We start from the raw sequence: 15,993 nt of genomic DNA on the forward strand, positions 1-15,993 counted from the left end.
ATGGCGCGTTCAGTTGAATTCAATTGAACGAACAGAAGCAGGTCAGGCGCCGACCCGCCGCAATGTCAGATTGATCCGGCCACCATCGGCGAGAAGTGTGGATGTCGTCGGGTAGATCCGGTCGACACCGTGAAAGATCAGCCGGCTTTCGCCGCCCAGTACGACGATGTCGCCGCTTTCCAGCCGGAATGATTTGGTCGGCTGCGTCCGTTCGGTGCCGCCGAACCGGAACAGGCAGGAATCACCCAGCGATACAGACAGCACCGGCGCCGACAGATCATTTTCGTCGCGGTCCTGGTGCAGCCCCATGCGGGCCGAGGTGTCGTAGTAATTGATCAGGCAGGCTTGCGGTGGGCGCGGATCGCCGGTCAGTTCCCTCCACATGTCGAGCAATACCTGCGGAATCGGCGGCCAGGGCGCATCCGTAACGGGATGACGGGCCTGATAACGGTAGCCATTGCGGTCGGCGACCCAGCCGAGCTCGCCGCAATTGGACATGCGCACGCTGAACGGCTTGCCGCTGCGTGGCATTTCCGGGCGGTAGAGTGGCGCTTGCCGCACCACCGCCCGGATTTCCTCGAGCAAGGCCTGTTGCCCGGCGCGATCGATATGGCCGGGAATATGGCGCAATCCCTTGGGTAGAACCAGCATGTCCGGCCTTGTCGTTCGGTCTGGCGTGTTAGGCGGTTTCGATATCGGGGATGCGCAGCACCTGGCCCGGATAGATCTTGTCGGGATGCGAAAGCATCGGCGTGTTGGCTTCGAAGATCACCGTGTATTTGGAGCCCTTGCCCTTGCCGTAGGCTGCTTCGGCGACTTTCCAGAGATTATCGCCCTTTTCCACGGTGTGAAAACGCGGCTGTTTGGCTGGTATCGAGGCCTTGACCAGGTCAGTCATGTCGGCTGAAGCCAGTGAAAGGCCCGAATCCGGAACGACGACCGAGAGTTCTGCCGCCTCGACCTTGGAAATGCCGAGCGTATTGCCAACGGCAACGATGGCTTTTTCAAAGATCGACTGGTCTTCGACGACGCCCGAAAGCACTACCTTGTCGCCATCAACCCGGACTTCGACCTTGTCGGTGCCGAGCTTGTGTGAATCCAGTTCCTTCTTGACCGCATCTGCGTCCGGGGCGTCGTCATCGCCGCCGATCCCGATCTTCTTGCCTGCCGATTTGATGAAATCAAAAATGCCCATAAGTACTCATCTCCCTGATTGGTTGTTCAGAACATAGGCATTTGCGTGCAAACTACCAACTGAAAGCTACACAAAAACTGAATCCGCCGGTATTGCGCCCGGTGGGGTAAGGTCTGTGACAGCTATTCCATGCCCGCTGCAAGCACCTCCGGCAGAGAGACTTGGCTTGGACCATCAGGGAAAACTTGTGCCCGATGGCCGGCCGCCCCGAAACCTGTATCGACCCATTTGTTGGCGTTCCGGCCGGGTTCAATCAGCCACCGTGATTCCGATCTTGCCAACATGGGTCTTGCCGGCAAATGCTGACTGCGCGGCGCGCAATTCGGCAAGCGGATAGGTGGCCGCCAGCACCGGGTGGATGTCGCCAGCCTCGATATAGCTGACCAGATCGGTAAACACGTTGGCCGGTTGATGGGTGCTGCCAAGCAATGTCAGGTCGCGAAGATACAGCGTTCGCAGGTCCAGTTCGACAATCGGCCCGGCGATTGCGCCGGAAGTCACGTAGCGTCCGCCATTGCGCAGGCTGTCGATCAGGTCCGGCCAGCGCGGCCCACCGACCAGATCAAGCACCACGTCAAAACCATGGCCAGGCAGCGGCGCATCGCGGTCCAACGTTTGATCGGCGCCCAGCGCCCGCAATTCTTCCGCCTTGGCGGCCGTGGTCAGTGCCGTGACATGGGCGCCGCGCCGTTTGGCGAGTTGGATCGCCGCCGAGCCGACCCCGCCGGACGCGCCGGTGATCAGCACACTTTCTGTCCCCAGCCGGCAGCGCTGGATCATGCCTTCGGCGGTCGAGAAGGCGCAGGGAAAACTCGCCAGCTCGACATCGCTGAGCCCGGATTCCACCCGAATCGCGTCGCTCGAACCGGTCACCGCATAGTCGGCAAAGCCGCCATTACATTCGGACCCGAAGGTTACTGTCGCTGGTTCCTCGCCGGCGCTTGAGCGCGGTTGCATCGGTCGCACCAGAACCCGTTCTCCCACCCGGCCCACGTCAACGCCGCTTCCAACGGCGACGATCCGTCCGCAGCAATCAGCCCCTGGATCCGCGGAAACGTCAGCGGTGTGCCTGACCAACTGCCGTCTTCGCCGGTTTCGGTCGCATATCCCTTGGCTGCGCCCGAGGCGGTGTCGCCGCGCACGCTCTTGGAATACCAACCGATGCGGGTGTTGATATCGGTGTTGTTGACCGCCGAGGCACCAACCCGGATCAACACTTCGCCGGCACCAGGCACGGGCACCGCCAGGTCCTCGCGCCATTCCAGTTTTTCCAGGCCACCATGGCCGGTGAGAATCATGCCGCGCATTGTTTCGGGAAGTGTCATACCGGTCTCCTATGTAGAACGTTCATTCTACTTGCGTAGGTAGAGGGATAATTCTACATCGTCAAGCATGAATGATATGCAGCAGAAAATAGCCGCCGGCCTGGAGCGGGCATTTGCCGAACACGGCTTTGCCGAACCCAGTGTCGAGGATCTCAGGGATGCCGCCGGTGTCAGCCTGCGCACGCTCTATAAATACACCCCGTCTCGCGAGCAGATGGTGCGCATGGCACTTGAGTATCGGCACCAGCGTTACATCGCACAGGTGTTTACCGAACTGCCCGCCGATGCAGAGCTGGCGCTGTCCTCAATTTTTGATCGGGTCGCCGAGTGGATGCGGCGCGAGGCATCCCATGGTTGCCTGTTTCACGCAGCCGTTGCTGCTGCCCCGCATGACCAGGCGTTGCGCACGCTCTTGCAGCGCCACAAGACGGAGGTGGCTGGACGTGCCGCCGCAGCCACTGCCTTGCCCGGCCGCGAAGTGGATCTGACGTTGATCATCGAGGGATTGACCCAAAGCTGGTCGCTCTATGGCGACGCCGCCGTTGAAAGTGCCCGGCGGCTGAGCCACGGCTTGCGGCAACCCGCCTGATCAGCCACCACCATTTGGCAGGCACTCTTTCCAAAAATGCTCCGGACCTGCGGTAAACACTGAGCGGGCTATGATCCTCACGTGATCTCGCAGCCCGCAGATCAATCATCTTCGACCTTGCCGCGGGCTTTCTTGATCTGTGAGCGGCCGGATTTTGCTGCCAGGCGCCGCTCCACCGAGCCTCTGGTCGGTCGGGTTTTCCGCCGCGGCGGCGGTGGTGGCTCCGAAGCCTGGTCGATCAGTTCGATCAGCCGCGCGCGCGCGTCGGCGCGGTTGCGCTCCTGGGTGCGGAAGCGATTGGCCTCGATGATGATCACCCCATCCTTGGAAACACGGCTGCCGCCAAGTTTCAGCGCGTTCTTCTTGACCCGTTCCGGCAAAGAGGGCGAATTGCCAATGTCAAAACGCAACTGCACCGCAGTCGCCACCTTGTTGACGTTCTGGCCGCCCGGGCCCGACGCCCGGATGAAGCTTTCACTGAGCTCCCAGCCGGCAATGACGATGCCGCGCGCGCCATGCAGCGGATCGGCGCTCATGGTGCGGTCTTCCAAAACAGGATTTCGTCGATACCTTTGCGGCTGATTGCCGGCACTCGGGCGTCTTTGGCGGGGTGACCGACAACCAGCAGAATGAGCGCCTTTTCGTTGTCCGGCCGGCCGCAGATCTGGTTGAGAAAGCCCATCGGCGATGGCGTATGGGTCAGCGTGGCAAGTCCTGCCGAATGCAGGCTGGCGATCAGCAGGCCGATGGCGATGGAGACCGATTCGGGCACATAATAGTGCTTGAACTTGCGACCATCGGCGTCAACGCCCCAGCGCTGCGCGAAGATCGCGATCAGCCACGGCGCGGTTTCCAGAAACGGCTTGTCGGGATCGGTACCGAGTGCGGCCAGTGCGTCGAGCCATTCCTCGCCTGCACGGCCATTGTAAAACGCGCGCTCTTCCTCTTCCGCGGCCTGCCTTATGGCGCGCTTGGTCTCGGGATCGCTGATGGCGACAAAACACCAGGGTTGCTGATTGGCGCCCGATGGCGCTGTGCCGGCGGTGCGGACAGCCAGCCTGATGATCTCCGGATCCACCGGGTCGGCGGAAAAATCCCGCACCGTCCGGCGCGATTGCATCTGCTCGAAAAAGACTTGCGCATCGGCGCGCATCTCCGCGTCGCTCTTGCGCGGCAGCGTCAGCGCAATGGTCTTGGCGGTCTTGGCCATGAAACGGATCTCCTGCGACGGTGGCGCGCTGGCAGAAAATGCGCGACCGGCCCCGTTGGGTCAACGGGGCCGATCAAAGTTCGTTCCTGGTAATGGCCGGGCTTACTCGGCGGCAGCCTTCAGGCCGGGCGCCGCATTGAGCACCGAGCCATCGACATGGGCGGCGAATTTCTCGAAATTGTCGATGAACATGCCGACCAGTCGCTGTGCCGAAGCATCGTAGGCGGCCTTGTCGGCCCAGGTCGAGCGCGGATCGAGAATGGCGCTGTCGACGCCTTCGACGGCAATTGGCACCGAAAACCCGAAATTCGGATCAACCCGATAGTCAGCACCTTCCAGCGTGCCGTCGAGCGCCGCACTGAGCAGCGCCCTGGTGGCCTTGATCGGCATCCGTTGACCCTGACCATAGGCGCCGCCGGTCCAGCCGGTATTGACCAGCCAGCAACTGACCTGATGGTCATTGATCAGCTTGCGCAGCAGATCGCCATATTCGGATGGATGGCGCGGCATGAACGGGGCGCCAAAGCAGGTAGAAAACGTCGCTTCGGGTTCGGTGACGCCTTTTTCCGTGCCGGCCACCTTGGCGGTGTAGCCTGACAGGAAGTGATACATCGCCTGTTCCGGCGACAGCCGGGCGATCGGCGGCATCACGCCAAAGGCATCGGCGGTCAGCATGATGATGTTGTGCGGATGACCCGACCGGCCGCTGGCGCTGGCATTGGGGATGTAATGCAGCGGATAGGCGCAGCGGGTGTTTTCGGTCAGCGAGGCGTCGTCGAAATCGGGAATCCGGTGTTCGTTGAGCACCACATTTTCCAGCACCGTGCCGAACCGTTCGGTGGTGCCGAAGATTTCCGGCTCGGCTTCGCGCGACAGCCGGATGGTCTTGGCGTAGCAGCCGCCTTCAAAATTGAACACGCCGTCCTCGCCCCAGCCATGCTCGTCATCGCCAATCAGGGTGCGCTTGGGATCGGCTGAAAGCGTCGTCTTGCCGGTACCTGACAGGCCAAAAAACACTGCCGTGTCTCCCTTCGGGCCGACATTGGCGGAGCAGTGCATCGGCATCACGCCCTTGGCCGGTAGCAGGTAGTTGAGCGCCGTAAACACCGATTTCTTCATTTCGCCGGCGTAGGAGGTGCCGCCGATCAGCACCAGACCCTTGCTCAGATTGACCGCGATCACCGTCTCGCTGCGGCAGCCATGGCGCGCCGGGTCGGCGCGGAATGACGGCAGGTTGATGATCGTCAGTTCCGGCAGGTAGCTTTCAAGCGTCGCGCGCTCGGGGCGGATCAGCAGGTTGCGGATGAACAGCGCGTGCCAGGCAAATTCGGTGATGATCCGCGAGTTGAGTGCATTGGCGCTGTCGGCGCCGCCAATCAGGTCCTGGACGAACAACTCACGCTCCTTGGCGTGGGCTGCCATATCGGCGTGAAGAACGTCAAAGGCGTCGACCGACATTTCCTTGTTGTTGTCCCACCAGATCTGGTCGGTGGTGGCAGCATCGCGCACCACATATTTATCCTTGGCGGAGCGGCCGGTATGCTGGCCGGTCAGCGCCCTGAGCGCGCCATGCGCCGTCAGCGTTGCCTCGCCCCGCGCCACGGCGAGTTCGACCAGTTCGGCCTCGCCAGTATTGTAACGCACCGGGCCGGTGGTGGTCAGGCCACACAGGGCCAAACCGGCCGACGGGTTACACACTCCCAGATCCTCGATCATTGGATTCCTCTTGTTGTTCAGGCGCAGGACAGGTTCGAATTTCGCCGGACCATAGGGTCGCGAAATTTAAAAAACAACACGAAATCTCAGAAATCATTAATGAAATCAAAGTATTAATCGATTTAAAAAATTAGCGAACGGTTTAAATCGGTTCAATTGACGCGAGCGAGCAGACTGGTACGGGAATGAGAGAATGACACCATCAGTGAACTGTGCCACATTTTGTTCTCACTTTATCCTCATGGACATGACGGTGGAACCCGGCGGCAACGCCAACAGGCGCAAGAACCGGGTTGATGCGGGGGCATATTCCAGAGGTGTGCTAGACCATGACGGAGACGACAATCATGCAGACAATCGCGCTCGTTGACGACGACCGCAACATCCTTACCTCGGTTTCGATCGCGCTCGAAGCTGAAGGGTATCGTGTTGAGACCTACACCGATGGCGCCTCCGCACTGGATGGGTTGCTGGCCCGGCCGCCCCAACTGGCGATTTTCGATATCAAGATGCCTCGCATGGACGGCATGGAGCTGTTGCGCAGGCTGCGCCAGAAATCCGATATTCCGGTGATCTTCCTGACATCCAAGGATGAAGAGATCGACGAATTGTTCGGCCTCAAGATGGGCGCCGATGATTTCATCACCAAGCCGTTCTCCCAGCGTCTGCTGGTCGAGCGCGTCAAGGCGGTCATGCGCCGCGCCGCCAGCCGCGATGCTGCCGTGGCCACGCCCGGCCGCACCGCGTCGACGCCGACCAAGTCGCTCGAGCGCGGCAACCTGGTGATGGACCAGGAGCGTCATACCTGCACCTGGAAGAACGAGCCGGTAACCCTGACGGTCACCGAGTTTCTCATCCTGCAGTCGTTGGCGCAACGCCCCGGCGTGGTCAAAAGCCGCGACGCCTTGATGGACGCCGCCTATGACGAGCAGGTCTATGTTGACGATCGAACCATCGACAGCCACATCAAGCGGTTGCGCAAGAAGTTCAAGATGGTCGACGATGATTTCGACATGATCGAAACCCTGTATGGCGTCGGCTACCGCTTTCGCGAAGCGGCATGACCGGCATCCTGCTTTAAACAGGCCGCCGCGTGTGGCATAGGCGATATGGCGATTGAAACCGAAGATAGTGTGAGCGGCAAGGGCGAGGCCTCGTCCGGGCGCAAACGCGCACGCAAATGGATCAATCCGGTCACGCTGGTGCGCCGGATCTTCGGCCATCTGATCTTTTCCAGCCTGACCCGGCGGATTCTGTTTCTCAATCTCGCAGCATTGATCGTGCTGGTGTCGGGGATCATGTATCTCAACCAGTTCCGCGAAGGCCTGATCGACGCCCGCGTTGAAAGCCTGCTGACCCAGGGCGAAATCATTGCCGGCGCGGTTGCCGCTTCGGCCAGCGTTGACACCAACTCGATCACAATCGACCCGGAAAAACTGCTTGAACTGCAAGCCGGGCAAACCATCTCGCCCACCAATTCCAACGAGAACCTGGATTTTCCGATCAATCCGGAACGGGTAGCCCCGGTACTCAGGCGGCTGATTTCGCCGACCAGAACCCGCGCCCGGATCTATGATGACGATGCCAGCCTGATTCTGGATTCGCGCTATCTATATTCGAGCGGCCAGGTGTTGCGCTACGATCTGCCTCCGGCCGAGTCCAAACCGCTCAGCTTGACTGATATGGCTACGGCCTGGTTCAACCGGCTTTTCCAGCGCAGGGATCTGCCGCTCTACCGCGAGCCGCCCGGTTCCGACGGCACCATCTATCCCGAGGTGATGAACGCACTCACCGGTGGTCGCGGCGCCGTGGTGCGGGTCACCGAAGCGGGTGAACTGATTGTTTCGGTGGCGGTTCCGGTTCAGCGGTTTCGGGCGGTGCTCGGTGTGTTGTTGCTGTCTACCCAGGCCGGCGATATCGACAAGATCGTGCATGCCGAACGAATGGCGATCTTCCGGGTGTTTGGCGTCGCCGCGATGGTCAATATCGTGCTGTCGTTGCTGCTTGCCTCGACCATTGCAACGCCTCTCAGGCGCCTGTCGGCTGCCGCCGTCAGGGTTCGCCGCGGCGCCAAGGCGCGCGAGGAAATCCCTGATTTTTCCGCGCGTCAGGATGAAATAGGTAATCTTTCGGTGGCGCTGCGTGACATGACCAACGCGCTCTATGACCGGATTGCCGCAATCGAAAGTTTTGCCGCCGATGTCAGTCACGAGCTCAAGAACCCGCTGACATCGCTGCGCAGCGCTGTGGAAACCCTGCCGCTGGCCCGCAACGAGCACTCCAAGCAACGGCTGATGGATGTGATCCAGCATGACGTGCGTCGGATGGACCGGTTGATCAGCGACATTTCCGACGCTTCCCGGCTCGACGCGGAGCTCGCCCGCCAGGACGGCGCCAAGGTCGACATGCGGCAATTGCTTACGGATCTGGTCGACATCGCCCGCCAGGTCCGCGCCGGCAGCAAGCAGGTCACCATCGATCTGAAGATCGAGCCCGGCAATTCAGGCAGGTACGGCTTCCTCGTGTTGGGCCATGATCTCAGGCTCGGGCAGGTGGTTACCAATCTGATCGAGAATGCGCGCTCCTTTGTGCCTGAAACCGGTGGACGTATCACTGTCCGACTCAAGCGCCGCCGCAATTCTGTTCAGGTGCTGGTCGAGGACAATGGCCCGGGGATCCGCGCCGAGGTGATCGAACGGGTGTTCGAACGATTCTACACAGATCGCCCCGATGGCGAGGATTTTGGCCAGAATTCCGGCCTCGGCCTGTCGATCAGCCGACAAATCATCGAGGCCCATGGCGGCACGCTGACCGCCGAGAACATGCCGGGCCGCAAAGAAGGTGAATGGGCCGGCGCACGCTTTACCATCGAGCTTCCGGTCGAACCTCAATGAGAGATGCACGAGACGGCGTCAGCGAAACCGTGCACGCCACCGCGATCGTGGTGGCGCATACCGGGTTGCTGTTTGTCGGCTCCTCCGGCGCAGGAAAAAGCGGGATGGCGTTTGCCTGCCTGCAAGCAGCCCTTCGCCGCGGCTGGAACGCGGCTCTAATCGCCGATGACAGGACCTGTCTCACCGTTGCCGGCGGCCGCCTGATTGCGTCCTGCCCGAAGCCGATCAGCGGTTTGCTTGAAATTCGCGGCAGCGGCATCGTCCGTCTGCGCCAAAGGGACCAGGCGGTCATGCACCTGGCAGTAGCTCCGGGCGAGGCCTCGGCTGCAACCCGTTTGCCGCCAGATGACGAAACCTTTGCGTGCAATGGTGTTTCAACACCACTTTTGCGTTTATGGCGCGATGGTGCCGCGGATCCACTTTCGATGCTCTGCGCGCTTCAGCCAGCGTTATTTTTGGCTTTTGATCCGCCTGCGGGATAAGATTGCTCCGATTGTGGCGATTTTTGGCTTGAACTTCGTCCTCTTCTGTCCAAGATGAAAACTGAAACATTTCGCGGCTGCGAAGCAATCGGCGTGTCTTGGCTTCATTTCGGAGCACCGCATGCTGTTGGAGGCAAAATGATCGGATTGGTGCTTGTCACCCATGGCAAGCTCGCTGAAGAGTTCCAGCATGCGCTCGAGCATGTGGTTGGACCGCAAACCGCGCTTGAAACAGTCTGCATTGGGCCTGAAGACGACATGGACCAACGTCGGCTGGATATCGTTGGCGCGGTTTCACGCGTCGAAAGCGGCAATGGTGTGATCATCCTTACCGACATGTTTGGTGGTACCCCCTCCAACCTGTCGATCTCGGTGATGGATTCGGGCCGCATCGAGGTGATTGCCGGCGTCAACCTGCCGATGTTGATCAAGCTTGCCGGCGTGCGCGGCGGCAACGACATGCAGAAGGCGCTGGCCGATGCCCAGGACGCAGGCCGCAAATACATCAACGTTGCAAGCCGTCTGCTGACCGGGAAATGACGACATTGACGCCTACCCAGTCTCGGTCTCTGAAAATCATCAACAAACGTGGCCTGCACGCCCGCGCTTCTGCGCGATTCGTGCAGACGGTTGAGGGATATGACGCGACCGTACGGGTCACCCGCGAAGGATCGACCGTCGGTGGCACCTCGATCATGGGTCTGATGATGCTGGCGGCGAGCCCCGGTTGCGCGATCCTGGTTGAAGCCGAAGGCTGCCAGGCCGTCGAAGTGCTCGACGCCCTGCAGGCACTGGTCGATGATCGATTTGGCGAAGAATCCTGATCCAATTCACATAAAGACATCTTTATGTCCCGTTGCCAGCTTGCGCGATTCCTGCTAAGGCACCGCCAATGCATTCTGGCCGGCCCCGTCGGGACCGGAAAAACCCCTGGGAAACAAACATGACAGCTACAGATTACAAAGTCGCAGATATCGCGCTGGCCGAATTTGGCCGCAAGGAACTCGATATTGCTGAAACCGAAATGCCGGGCCTGATGTCTCTGCGCGAAGAATACGGCGCTGCCAAGCCTTTGAAGGGCGCGCGGATTGTCGGCTCGCTGCACATGACGATTCAGACCGCGGTGTTGATCGAAACCCTCACGGCGTTGGGTGCCGACGTCCGCTGGGCATCGTGCAACATTTTCTCGACCCAGGATCACGCAGCTGCGGCCATCGCCAAGAGCGGCGTTCCGGTGTTTGCGATCAAGGGACAGACCCTTGTAGAGCATTGGGATTATCTCGACCGCTCGTTCATGTTCCCCGAAGGCGCGAACATGATCCTCGATGATGGCGGCGACGCCACGCTCTACGTGCTGCTTGGCGCGCGCGTCGAAGCCGGCGAGACCAATCTGATCGAGGTTCCGACCTCGGAAGAAGAAGAAGCGATTTTTGCCCAGATCAAGAAGCGCATGAAGCAAAGCCCCGGCTGGTTCACAAAGACACTTGGGGCGATCAAGGGTGTTTCGGAAGAAACCACCACCGGTGTGCACCGCCTTTATGACCTGCAGAAGAAGGGCCTGCTCCCGTTCCCGGCCTTCAATGTCAACGATTCGGTCACCAAGTCGAAGTTCGACAACAAGTACGGTTGCAAGGAAAGCCTTGTTGACGGTATTCGCCGCGCTACCGACACCATGATGGCCGGCAAGGTTGCCGTCGTCTGCGGTTACGGTGATGTCGGCAAGGGTTCGGCAGCTTCGCTGCGCGGTGCCGGCGCCCGCGTGAAAGTCACCGAAGTTGACCCGATCTGTGCTCTGCAGGCGGCAATGGATGGCTTCGAAGTGGTTCTCCTCGAAGATGTGGTCAAGTCGGCTGACATCTTCGTCACCACCACCGGCAACAAGGACGTGATCCGGATCGAGCATATGCGCGAGATGAAGGACATGGCCATCGTTGGCAATATCGGCCATTTCGACAATGAAATTCAGGTCGCCGCTCTGAAGAACCACAAATGGACCAACATCAAGGATCAGGTGGACATGATCGAAATGCCCTCGGGCAATCGCATGATCCTCTTGAGCCAGGGCCGTTTGCTCAACCTCGGCAATGCCACGGGTCACCCGAGCTTCGTCATGTCGGCTTCCTTCACCAACCAGGTGCTGGCGCAGATCGAGCTTTGGACCCGCGGCGACCAGTATGAAAACCAGGTCTATGTGCTGCCCAAGCATCTTGACGAGAAGGTCGCGCGCCTGCATCTCGAGAAGATCGGTGCCCGCCTGACCGAGCTCAAGTCCGAACAGGCCGATTACATCGGTGTGCCGGTCGAAGGTCCTTTCAAGCCTGAACACTACCGGTACTGATTTTTTAATCACTACCCACAAGATATTGAAACCGCATCCTTGACAACAAGGGTGCGGTTTCTTTTTGCGCCCGTTGCCCTTCACCGTGATTCGCGAAGCAGCTATGTTTGGGAAGATGATTCGCTTGGCGTTGCGGCGGCGCGGACGGCGGATCGGCGATGTCTTGTCAAACAGCCACGAGGGGACGGGGACATGCCGGGGAATACCGATTCACTCGGACGCAAGCAGGCGTCCGGTCACAAGCGGGCCATGGCAGACGGTATCAAGCGCATCTGGCGCACTCTGCTGACCGGAACTGCGCTGGTCAGCGGTGGCCTAAGTGCGTCTGCAGGCCAGGCGTTGGCACAGTCTTCAGGCAAGGTCAGTCTCTCGACGCTCGAAGTGGTCAATTTCGCCATGGTCATCGGCGCCATCTCGGCGGCGATGATTTCCGCGATATGGCTGATTCGCGAACGCGGCAAGATCGACAACGAAAATGTCGGCCTGCGCGCAGCACTGGCTGATACCAATGCAAAATTGTCGCGCTACCAGGCGCTGATCGTCGACCGCGACCGGCAGATTGTGGTCTGGGACGGCGTCGGAATGCCGGCCGAAGTGCTGGGAAACCTCTCTCCCGAGACCGGCGCCCCGCAAAAGCCAAGCGATTTTCTGGCCTTTGGCCGCTGGCTTGAGCCGCGCTCGGCTGCCAGTCTTGACGAGGCGATCGACACCTTGCGCACCCAGGCTGCGCATTTCGACCTGATTGTCGAGACCGTCCGCGGCCATGTCATCGAAGCCCAGGGCCGGGTATCAGGCGGCCGGGCCTTTGTCCGTTTCGTCGCGCTATCCAATGTCCGGGCCGAACTGGCCACGCTCAGCAGCGAGCGTGATCGCTTGCTGGCCTCGCTCGATACCTTCCAGGCGCTTCTCGATGTTATCGATATGCCGGTCTGGCTTCGCGGCGTCGACTCGCAACTGCTCTGGGTCAACAATGCTTATGTCCACGCCGTTGAAGGCAGCGATCGTCAGCAAGTGCTCGATGGCAGCATGGAACTTTTGGGGACCGCGGCACGCGAGCGGGTGCGCGCCAGCGTGACCCCGGAACGGCCGTTTCTCGACAAGCTGTCGACCGTCATCCACGGTCATCGCCGCTTCCTCGAGGTTGCCGATGTCAAGACCCCGGTCGGCAATGCCGGACTGGCACTCGACATCTCGATCGCCGAAGAACTGCGCGAAGAGCTCAAGCGCACCCTTCGCAGCCACGCCGAAACGCTCGATCATCTGGCCACACCGGTGGCCATTTTCGATCGCGACCAGCGACTTCAGTTCAACAATCAGGCATTTCAGCAGCTCTGGGAACTCGACACGCCGTTTTTGGCCAGCCGGCCCGACAATGGCGAATTCCTCGAACGCCTCCGCGTCGACGGCAAATTGCCGGAACCGCATTCCTGGCGCGACTGGAAGGAAGAGGTGCTTTCGGTCTACCGCGCAGTCGAGACGACGCCGCATCTGTGGCATCTGCCCGACGGCCAGACCCTCAATGTCTTTGCCAATGCCCATCCTCAGGGCGGCGTCACCTGGGTGTTCGAGAACCTGACCGAAAAGGTCGATCTGCAAACCAAATACAACACTTTGCTGCAGGTTCAGGGCGAGACCATCGACCAGCTCGCCGAAGGCGTTGCCGTGTTTGGCCCCGATGGCAAGATTCGCCTCTCGAATCCGTCATTCCGGGCGCTTTGGGGCCTCACCGAGCAGGAAGTCACGCCTGGAACTCATATCCGCAAGATTGCCCAGGCCTGCGAGCCGTCCTATCATGGCCCCGAGGGATGGAAATTTTTCGCCGGCGAAATAACTGGTTTCGAGGAAGAGCGCCGGTCGCGCGAAGGCCGTATCGAGCTGGCCACCGGGCTGATCCTCGATTACGCCATGGTTCCGCTGCCGAACGGGCAGACCATGATCGCTTTCGTCAACGTTACCGACAGTGTCGGCGCCGAGCGCATGCTGACCGAAAAGAACGAGGCGCTGCGCAAGGCCGACGCACTGAAGAACGAATTCGTCCAGCATGTCTCCTATGAGCTGCGGACACCGTTGACCAACATCATCGGCTTTACCGATTTGCTCAAGACTCCTGGCACCGGCGACCTCAACGAGCGCCAGGCGGAATATCTCGATCATATCTCGACCTCCTCTTCCGTGCTGCTGACAATCGTCAACGATATCCTCGACCTTGCCACCGTCGACGCCGGCATCATGCGGCTCGACGCGGGTACCGTGGACATTGGGAGACTGTTCGCCGAGGCGGCGGACCAGATCTCCGACCGCCTGAAGGAAAACAGCCTGCGGCTCGAAATCGACACCACCCACGCACCTGCGGAAATGGTTGGCGACTATCAGCGGCTCAAGCAGATCCTGTTCAAGCTGCTGATGAATGCCGCCAACTTCGCCCCCGATGGCTCGGTGGTGCGGCTCGGCTGCGCCCAGGATGGTAATTCCATCGTCTTTTCCGTGTCAGATTCCGGCCCCGGCATTCCCGAGGAAGCCCGTAAGGATGTGTTTGCCCGTTTCGAGACCCACGGCCAGGGTGGTCGCCGCCGCGGCGCCGGTCTCGGCCTGTCGATCGTCCAGAGCTTTGTCGGTCTGCACCACGGAACCGTCGCCATCGAGGGCGGAGAGACCGACGGCACGACAATTGTCTGCCGTTTTCCCACTGATCGGCCGCTGGCCCGGCAAGCGGCTCAGTAAGGATCCGCTCCGGTGGCGTCCACGACCATTGAATTGACGGATCTGGCGGCCACCGCCCGCTTTGCCGAGGATGTCTCGCTGGCGCTGAAGGTCGGCGATTGCCTGTGTCTGTCCGGAGACCTCGGCGCCGGCAAATCAACCTTTGCGCGGGCGCTGATTCGTGCCGTGGCCGATGATCCGGACCTTGAAGCGCCGAGCCCTACCTTCACGCTTGTGCAGAGTTACCAGCTGCGCCTGCCGATTGCCCATCTCGATCTCTACCGCATCGGTGCCGCCGATGAACTCGATGAACTTGGCCTGGACGATGCGCTGAACGATGGTGTGGCGCTGGTCGAGTGGCCCGAAAAGGCGCTCGACCGACTTCCCCGCAATCGCATTACGGTTCGGCTTGATGGGGTTGGCGATAGCCGCACTGTCACCGTTTCGGGTCCGGAAGAATTTATGGCTCGGCTTGAGCGGTCCCGCGCCGCCCGACGGTTTCTCGAACAGGCCGATCTGGAATTGGCGGCGCGGCGGCATCTGCAAGGCGACGCTTCGACCCGCACCTATGAGAGCATCCGCCCAGTGCAAGGTGCGCCATTGATCCTGATGAACGCGCCGCGCCAGCCCGATGGTCCGCCAATTCGCGATGGCCTGCCCTATTCGCAGATTGCCCATCTGGCCGAAGACGTCATTCCCTTTGTCGCCATTGCCCGCTGGCTCCGCGCCGAAGGGTTTGCAGCGCCGGAAATTCTTGCAGAAGATCTGGATCAGGGCTTTTTGCTTATTGAAAACCTTGGCAGCGAAGGCATCCTTGATGATCAGGGCTGTCCTGATCCTGAACGCTATGGTTTTGCCATCGATTGCCTGGCGCGGCTGCACACAAAGGCTCCGCCTGACGCGGGCCTGCCGGTTGGCCACCAGTTGCATCTGGTGCCGGCTTACGATTCCCGGGCAATGCTGATCGAGGTCGAGTTGCTGACCGCCTGGTATCTGCCGGAGTACAGTGACGGTCCGGTGACCGAGCCGCAGCGGCAGCAATATCTCGATCTCTGGGGCGACCTGATCAAGGGTCTCGAAAAATCGGAAAAATCGCTGGTGTTGCGGGATTATCATTCGCCCAATCTGATCTGGCGCGACGAACGCTCCGGGTTCGATCGGCTCGGCATTATCGATTTTCAGGACGCCATGATCGGCCCCTCGGCCTACGATGTGGCGTCGCTGTGTCAGGATGCGCGGGTTACTGTCGAGCCGGATATGGCCGAGGAATTGCTCGACCGATATGTCGCGGCGCGCCGGGCCGCAAATCAGGATTTCGTCGAGGCAGGCTTCCGTGAAGCCTACGCGATCATGGCGGCTCAGCGCGCGGCCAAGATTCTCGGTATCTTCGTTCGCCTCAATGTGCGCGACGGCAAACCGGGTTATTTGCGGCATTTGCCGCGAATGGAGGCCTACATCGCCAAATCGCTGGCGCATCCGATCCTGCACCCCTTGCGCTCGTGGTTCGCAAAGGCTGGTATCGGCCTGACCGAATCATGAACCGG

General features: G+C 60.5%; 15 protein-coding genes. 9 read left to right on the forward strand and 6 right to left on the reverse strand.

Features of this window, described 5'->3' with window-relative positions; translation table 11 throughout:
* Window positions 1-42 precede the first annotated feature (42 nt).
* From OEG84_RS15535 to OEG84_RS15545, 3 genes are all read right to left on the reverse strand, one after another.
* Complete coding sequence (locus OEG84_RS15535) at window positions 43-651, reverse strand: alpha-ketoglutarate-dependent dioxygenase AlkB family protein (protein WP_267654591.1); 609 nt, start codon at window positions 649-651, stop codon at window positions 43-45.
* Window positions 652-679: 28 nt separating this feature from the next.
* Window positions 680-1,195, reverse strand: a complete 516-nt coding sequence (gene lysM, locus OEG84_RS15540; RefSeq protein ID WP_267654592.1) for a peptidoglycan-binding protein LysM — start codon at window positions 1,193-1,195, stop codon at window positions 680-682.
* A gap of 249 nt (window positions 1,196-1,444) precedes the next feature.
* Window positions 1,445-2,455 (reverse strand): zinc-binding dehydrogenase, encoded by a 1,011-nt coding sequence (locus OEG84_RS15545; protein WP_425602857.1) that lies wholly within the window; start codon window positions 2,453-2,455, stop codon window positions 1,445-1,447.
* Window positions 2,456-2,596: 141 nt separating this feature from the next.
* On the opposite strand from OEG84_RS15545, the gene OEG84_RS15555 reads away from it, so the two are divergent.
* Entirely contained in the window at window positions 2,597-3,109 is a 513-nt protein-coding gene (locus OEG84_RS15555; RefSeq protein ID WP_267654595.1) for a TetR/AcrR family transcriptional regulator, read from the forward strand.
* A 101-nt stretch (window positions 3,110-3,210) separates the two neighbouring features.
* On the opposite strand, the gene arfB is transcribed toward OEG84_RS15555, so the two are convergent.
* The 3 genes from arfB to OEG84_RS15570 all read right to left on the reverse strand — a co-directional run bounded on the left by arfB (window position 3,211) and on the right by OEG84_RS15570 (window position 6,032).
* Window positions 3,211-3,645, reverse strand: a complete 435-nt coding sequence (gene arfB / locus OEG84_RS15560; RefSeq protein WP_267654596.1) for an alternative ribosome rescue aminoacyl-tRNA hydrolase ArfB — start codon at window positions 3,643-3,645, stop codon at window positions 3,211-3,213.
* Window positions 3,642-4,319 (reverse strand): nitroreductase family protein, encoded by a 678-nt coding sequence (locus tag OEG84_RS15565; protein WP_267654597.1) that lies wholly within the window; start codon window positions 4,317-4,319, stop codon window positions 3,642-3,644. Before OEG84_RS15565 ends, arfB begins: the two co-directional genes overlap by 4 nt.
* Before the next feature lie 102 nt (window positions 4,320-4,421).
* Window positions 4,422-6,032, reverse strand: coding sequence for a phosphoenolpyruvate carboxykinase (locus OEG84_RS15570; protein WP_267656206.1), 1,611 nt, complete (start codon window positions 6,030-6,032; stop codon window positions 4,422-4,424).
* Window positions 6,033-6,382: 350 nt separating this feature from the next.
* Here OEG84_RS15570 and OEG84_RS15575 point away from each other — a divergent pair, with 350 nt between their 5' ends.
* The 8 genes from OEG84_RS15575 to tsaE all read left to right on the forward strand — a co-directional run bounded on the left by OEG84_RS15575 (window position 6,383) and on the right by tsaE (window position 15,988).
* Window positions 6,383-7,099 (forward strand): response regulator transcription factor, encoded by a 717-nt coding sequence (locus OEG84_RS15575; RefSeq protein ID WP_267656207.1) that lies wholly within the window; start codon window positions 6,383-6,385, stop codon window positions 7,097-7,099.
* A 45-nt stretch (window positions 7,100-7,144) separates the two neighbouring features.
* The gene (locus OEG84_RS15580; protein WP_267654598.1) at window positions 7,145-8,929 is read left to right on the forward strand and encodes a sensor histidine kinase; all 1,785 of its coding nucleotides are present in this window, start codon (window positions 7,145-7,147) and stop codon (window positions 8,927-8,929) included.
* Complete coding sequence (locus OEG84_RS15585) at window positions 8,926-9,411, forward strand: HPr kinase/phosphorylase (RefSeq protein WP_267654599.1); 486 nt, start codon at window positions 8,926-8,928, stop codon at window positions 9,409-9,411. Before OEG84_RS15580 ends, OEG84_RS15585 begins: the two co-directional genes overlap by 4 nt.
* Window positions 9,412-9,549: 138 nt before the next feature.
* Entirely contained in the window at window positions 9,550-9,951 is a 402-nt protein-coding gene (locus tag OEG84_RS15590; protein ID WP_267654600.1) for a PTS sugar transporter subunit IIA, read from the forward strand.
* Window positions 9,948-10,235, forward strand: a complete 288-nt coding sequence (locus OEG84_RS15595) for an HPr family phosphocarrier protein (protein ID WP_267654601.1) — start codon at window positions 9,948-9,950, stop codon at window positions 10,233-10,235. Before OEG84_RS15590 ends, OEG84_RS15595 begins: the two co-directional genes overlap by 4 nt.
* 119 nt (window positions 10,236-10,354) lie before the next feature.
* Complete coding sequence (gene ahcY / locus OEG84_RS15600) at window positions 10,355-11,749, forward strand: adenosylhomocysteinase (RefSeq protein ID WP_267654602.1); 1,395 nt, start codon at window positions 10,355-10,357, stop codon at window positions 11,747-11,749.
* Window positions 11,750-11,998: 249 nt separating this feature from the next.
* Window positions 11,999-14,470, forward strand: a complete 2,472-nt coding sequence (locus OEG84_RS15605) for a PAS domain-containing sensor histidine kinase (RefSeq protein WP_267656208.1) — start codon at window positions 11,999-12,001, stop codon at window positions 14,468-14,470.
* Window positions 14,471-14,482: 12 nt separating this feature from the next.
* Entirely contained in the window at window positions 14,483-15,988 is a 1,506-nt protein-coding gene (tsaE, locus tag OEG84_RS15610) for a tRNA (adenosine(37)-N6)-threonylcarbamoyltransferase complex ATPase subunit type 1 TsaE (protein WP_267654603.1), read from the forward strand.
* Window positions 15,989-15,993: the final 5 nt, after the last annotated feature.

The sequence above is a fragment of the Hoeflea algicola genome, from assembly GCF_026619415.1.
Taxonomy (GTDB): Bacteria; Pseudomonadota; Alphaproteobacteria; order Rhizobiales; family Rhizobiaceae; genus Hoeflea; species Hoeflea algicola.

Coding starts and splice junctions, on each gene's coding strand:
- OEG84_RS15535 (WP_267654591.1), bottom strand. CDS start 651: ATGCTGGTTCTACCCAAGGGATTGCGCCATATTCCCGGCCATATCGAT.
- lysM (WP_267654592.1), bottom strand. CDS start 1,195: ATGGGCATTTTTGATTTCATCAAATCGGCAGGCAAGAAGATCGGGATC.
- OEG84_RS15545 (WP_425602857.1), bottom strand. CDS start 2,455: ATGGCGCGAGGACCTGGCGGTGCCCGTGCCTGGTGCCGGCGAAGTGTT.
- OEG84_RS15555 (WP_267654595.1), top strand. CDS start 2,597: ATGCAGCAGAAAATAGCCGCCGGCCTGGAGCGGGCATTTGCCGAACAC.
- arfB (WP_267654596.1), bottom strand. CDS start 3,645: ATGAGCGCCGATCCGCTGCATGGCGCGCGCGGCATCGTCATTGCCGGC.
- OEG84_RS15565 (WP_267654597.1), bottom strand. CDS start 4,319: ATGGCCAAGACCGCCAAGACCATTGCGCTGACGCTGCCGCGCAAGAGC.
- OEG84_RS15575 (WP_267656207.1), top strand. CDS start 6,383: ATGCAGACAATCGCGCTCGTTGACGACGACCGCAACATCCTTACCTCG.
- OEG84_RS15580 (WP_267654598.1), top strand. CDS start 7,145: ATGGCGATTGAAACCGAAGATAGTGTGAGCGGCAAGGGCGAGGCCTCG.
- OEG84_RS15585 (WP_267654599.1), top strand. CDS start 8,926: ATGAGAGATGCACGAGACGGCGTCAGCGAAACCGTGCACGCCACCGCG.
- OEG84_RS15590 (WP_267654600.1), top strand. CDS start 9,550: ATGATCGGATTGGTGCTTGTCACCCATGGCAAGCTCGCTGAAGAGTTC.
- OEG84_RS15595 (WP_267654601.1), top strand. CDS start 9,948: ATGACGACATTGACGCCTACCCAGTCTCGGTCTCTGAAAATCATCAAC.
- ahcY (WP_267654602.1), top strand. CDS start 10,355: ATGACAGCTACAGATTACAAAGTCGCAGATATCGCGCTGGCCGAATTT.
- OEG84_RS15605 (WP_267656208.1), top strand. CDS start 11,999: ATGGCAGACGGTATCAAGCGCATCTGGCGCACTCTGCTGACCGGAACT.